4 protein-coding genes are annotated in these 3,197 nt (G+C 68.0%); 1 reads left to right on the plus strand and 3 read right to left on the minus strand.

All coding sequences use genetic code 11. From position 1 onward, the window contains the following. The coding region (locus ACOJSN_RS03225; protein ID WP_420111070.1) for an AGE family epimerase/isomerase at nt 1–516 on the minus strand (516 nt) is incomplete at its 3' end. 55 nt (nt 517–571) lie between these two features. On the opposite strand from ACOJSN_RS03225, the gene ACOJSN_RS03230 reads away from it, so the two are divergent. Next, the gene (locus ACOJSN_RS03230; RefSeq protein ID WP_420111071.1) at nt 572–1,162 is read left to right on the plus strand and encodes a bacterial proteasome activator family protein; all 591 of its coding nucleotides are present in this window, start codon (nt 572–574) and stop codon (nt 1,160–1,162) included. 12 nt (nt 1,163–1,174) lie between these two features. Here the strand turns inward: ACOJSN_RS03230 and ACOJSN_RS03235 are convergent, their stop codons facing one another. Further along, nucleotides 1,175–2,107 carry a carbohydrate ABC transporter permease gene (locus tag ACOJSN_RS03235; protein ID WP_420111072.1) on the minus strand — a complete coding sequence of 311 codons (933 nt, stop codon included), beginning with the start codon at nt 2,105–2,107 and terminating at the stop codon, nt 1,175–1,177. Further along, on the minus strand, nt 2,104–3,087 hold the full coding sequence (locus tag ACOJSN_RS03240) for a carbohydrate ABC transporter permease (RefSeq protein WP_420111073.1): 984 nt from the start codon (nt 3,085–3,087) through the stop codon (nt 2,104–2,106). Before ACOJSN_RS03240 ends, ACOJSN_RS03235 begins: the two co-directional genes overlap by 4 nt. Between the last annotated feature and the right edge of the window lie 110 nt (nt 3,088–3,197).

A 3,197-nucleotide genomic window follows, 5' to 3' on the forward strand; every position in this document is an offset into this window, starting at 1 on the left:
GTTGACGCCGCGGTACGGCTCGCTCTCCGAGAACGCCGCATCCCAGGACTCCACGACCATGCCGGCGTCCTCGTCCCAGAAGTGCCGCAGCTGCACGTCAAGCGCCTCGTCGAGCGCCTCGCGCGCGCCGGGCCGGCCCGCCACCGCGGCGCTCGACGTCGCCAGCACCACGAACGCGTGCGCGTACGCGGCCTTGGTCGAGTCGATCGGCCCGTCCGGCCCGACCTGCGCGAACCAGCCACCGTTCTCGCTGTCCGCAAGCGGCCCCGCCAGGGCCGCCAGCCCGTGGTCGACCATCGACGCCGCGCCCGGCCGCCCCAGCAGCGTCCCGAGCGCGAACGAGTGGATCATCCGGCACGTCACCCACAGGTGTGCGCCCTCGTCGGCGACCGGCTCGCCGTCGGAGTCGAGGTAGCCGAACCCCTCCTCGATCGCGGATCCCGACGCGAACGCCAGCAGCTCATCGGTCTCGCGCTCGAGCCAACGGACGTGTGCAGGGTTGCCCAGCCATCTCATGACGTCGAGCCTAGGGTCACCACGCCTGTCGGAGCCAGTTGGCAAGATGGGGTCCATGAGTGAGCAGAGCAACGACGAGCCCACCACCGAGAACGACCAGGTGAGCGAGGACCAGCCCGACGACGGCGAGAACGGCCAGCGCGTCGTCGTCGCCTCCTCGGAGGGGCTGGGAATCCACGACACGAAGCAGGACCCGACCGCCGCCGTCGCCGAGCCCGCCAAGGTGATGCGGCTGGGCATGATGATCAAGCAGCTGCTCGAGGAGGTGCGGTCCGCACCCCTCGACGAGGCGGCGCGCGAGCGCATGGCCGAGGTGCACGAGCGCTCCCTCACCGAGCTCGAGAGCGGCCTCTCGCCCGAGTTGGTCGAAGAGCTGCACCGGATCACGCTGCCGTTCACCGATGACGGCGCCGCGCCCTCCGATGCCGAGCTCCGCATCGCACAGGCTCAGCTGGTCGGGTGGCTCGAGGGCCTGTTCCACGGCATACAGACCGCCCTGGTCGCGCAGCAGATGGCGGCACAGAACCAGCTGGTCGAGATGCGCAAGGCACTGCCGCCCGGCGTCGGTCCGCAGGGCCACCCGGGCCTGGCGCAGCAGCCACCTTCGATGCCGGAGGCGAGCCAGGGAACGGGTCAGTACCTCTGACCCGACCCCGGCTCAGCCCTTGACCGAACCGGCCAGCAGCCCTCGCACGAAGTAACGCTGCAGCGCGAAGAACACGACCAGCGGGATGATGATCGAGACGAACGCGCCTGCGGTCAGCAGGTGCCAGTCCTGACCACGGTCGCCGGTCATCGCCGCCAGCGCCGCCGTGAGCGGCTGGATGATCCGGTTCCCACCGGAGAACGTCAGACCGACCAGCAGGTCGTTCCACACCCACAGGAACTGGAAGATCGCGAAGCTCGCGATCGCCGGCAGCATCAGCGGCAGCATGATCCGCAGGAACACCGTCACGTGCCCGGCACCGTCGATGCGGGCCGCCTCGATCAGGTCGCGGGGCACCTCGGACATGAAGTTGTGCAGCAGGAAGATCGCCAGCGGCAGCGCGAAGATCGAGTGCGCGATCCACAGCGGCAGGAACAGCAGCGTGGACCCCGCTCCGGTGTCGTTGAAGAAACGCAGCAGCGGGATCAACGCCATCTGCAGCGGCACGATCTGCAGCGTGAACACGCCCACGAACACGAGGTCGCGTCCGCGCCACTCCAGCGCCGAGAACGCGTACGCGGCCATGATCGCCAGGGCGAGCGGGAGCAGCGTCGAGGGCACCGCGATCACGATCGAGTTCAGGAAGTACTGCGACAGGTCGGTCGACGACGACCCTCCGAGCACCTGCTGGTAGTTCTCCAGCGTGAAGGCCGGCTCGGAGAAGAACGTCCACCACCCTGACCCCTTGATCTGCGCCTCGGGCCGCAGCGAGGACAGGAAGAGACCGAACGTGGGGACCGTCCAGAGCACGGCGATGACGATCGCGACCGCGCTGCCGATCCGGTTCGTGAGCGCCGACTTCAAGGTCGACGACGCGCTGCGGCCGTTGCCGCCACCCATGGCGCGGGTGGCTTGATCGGCCTCGCTGAGCGTGGGAGCCGTCATCCCCGCACCTCCCGGTTCTTCGCCATCTGTCGCACGTTGAAGACCACGAGCGGCACCACCAGCAAGAAGATGAACACCGCCATGGCCGAGCCCAGGCCGTTGTTGCCGAACACGAACGACTGGTCGTACATCTGGTTGGCGAGCACCTGGGTGTCGAACTGCGCGCCGGTCATGGTGCGGGTGATGTCGAAGATCTTGAGCGTCGCGATCGAGATGGTGGTGAGCACGACCACCAGTGCGGGTCGGATGCTCGGCACCGTGATGTTGCGGAACAGCTGCCAGGCGTTGGCGCCATCGAGGCGGGCGGCTTCGATGATGTCGAGCGGAACGGCCTTGATCGATGCCGACAGGATCACCATCGCGAACCCAGCTTCGATCCAGACGAGCACAAGGATCAGGAAGACCGTGTTAGCGGGCGCGTCCTGCAGGAATCGGACCGGTTCCAGGCCCAGCGAGGTGAGCAGGGCGTTGAGGATGCCGATCTGGTCCTGCCCGGCGCCCTTGTAGTCGTAGACGAACTTCCAGATGATGCCCGCACCCACGAACGAGATCGCCATCGGGAGGAACAGCAGCGCCTTGGCCACCTTCTCCAGCCGGGACCGGTCGATCAGCACGGCGTAGACGAGGCCGATCGCCGTCGAGAGCAACGGGGTGAGGATGACCCACAAGAACGTGTTCCTGAAGGCGATCAGGCTCGCGTCCGCCGTCAACGCCGTCACGTAGTTGTCGAGACCCACGAAGTTCTGGCTGCGCGAGTCCATGAAGGACATCCACGTGGTGCGGATGAACGGGTAGATCAGGCCGATCCCCAGCATCAGCAGGGCGGGACCTACGAAGACCGCGATGACCGCAGGGGTCCGCGCCTTGCCGCGCAGCCCGTCAGCGACCTTGGCGACCAGCAGCAGCACGCCCACCACGGCGGCGAACAGGATCACGGCGATCACCAGGTGACCGATCCTGTGGTTGAGCAGGAAACCCACGCCTCACTCCTCTCTGAGAGACGACGGCGGAGGGCCGGGGGGGGGGGGGGGCGGCGAGCCCCCCCCCCCCCGGGGGGGGTTAAGCACCGGCCCGCGGAGGGGAGGCGCCG

It is taken from the genome of Pseudactinotalea sp. (genome assembly GCF_048594945.1).
Taxonomy (GTDB): Bacteria; Actinomycetota; Actinomycetes; order Actinomycetales; family Beutenbergiaceae; genus Pseudactinotalea.

Bases quoted from the DNA above. Each gene is read 5' to 3' on its own strand.
- ACOJSN_RS03230 (WP_420111071.1), top strand. From the start codon at position 572: ATGAGTGAGCAGAGCAACGACGAGCCCACCACCGAGAACGACCAGGTG.
- ACOJSN_RS03235 (WP_420111072.1), bottom strand. From the start codon at position 2,107: ATGACGGCTCCCACGCTCAGCGAGGCCGATCAAGCCACCCGCGCCATG.